This window comes from Belliella filtrata, assembly GCF_022549775.1.
Taxonomy (GTDB): Bacteria; Bacteroidota; Bacteroidia; order Cytophagales; family Cyclobacteriaceae; genus Belliella; species Belliella filtrata.
The window spans coordinates 1-719 of record NZ_JAKZGP010000150.1; the positions used below are offsets into that span (position 1 = coordinate 1).

At 47.0% G+C, this 719-nt stretch carries 1 protein-coding gene; it reads left to right on the top strand.

Annotation, left to right across the window (positions count from 1 at the left end):
- Positions 1-719, top strand: a 719-nt coding sequence (gene ltrA / locus MM239_RS20835) for a group II intron reverse transcriptase/maturase (protein WP_241350252.1), incomplete at both ends; no start/stop codon positions are given.

Sequence of the window (719 nt, forward strand, 5' to 3'; positions counted from 1 at the left end):
GGAGGTGTTGACAAGATGGAAGTCGAATCCCTTAAGGATTATCTTGTTTCTCATAAGGATGAGCTAATAACATCCATATTGCAGGGCAAATACCGCCCCAATCCTGTTCGCAGGGTAGAGATACCCAAGGACAACGGTCAGAAACGGCAACTGGGCATACCCACAGTAGTTGACAGGGTAGTTCAGCAGGCCGTTTCCCAAATACTCATACCTTTATATGAACCTCAGTTTAGCGACCATAGCTATGGGTTCAGACCAAAGCGTAATGCCCATCAAGCACTAAAGAAGTGCAGAGACTACATCACGGAAGGTTATGGCTATGCAGTCGACTTGGACTTGGAGAAGTTCTTCGACAAGGTAAACCATAGCAAACTTATAGAAGTACTTTCACGCACCATTAAAGACGGACGGGTAGTATCACTGATACACAAATACCTCAATTCCGGGGTGCAGGTAGGAGGAAACTTTGAAGCCAGTGAGATGGGCGTTCCTCAAGGAGGACCGCTAAGCCCACTCCTGAGCAACATCATGCTCAATGAACTGGACAGGGAGTTAGAACGCAGAGGGCATAAGTTCGCACGCTACGCAGATGACATGGTCATCCTGTGCAAAAGCAACCGAAGCGCGGAACGTGTGATGAGTTCGATTATCCGCTTTATAGAGGATAAGCTGTTTCTGAGAGTGAACAGAGAGAAAAGTCAAGTCGCTCCTATATCCAA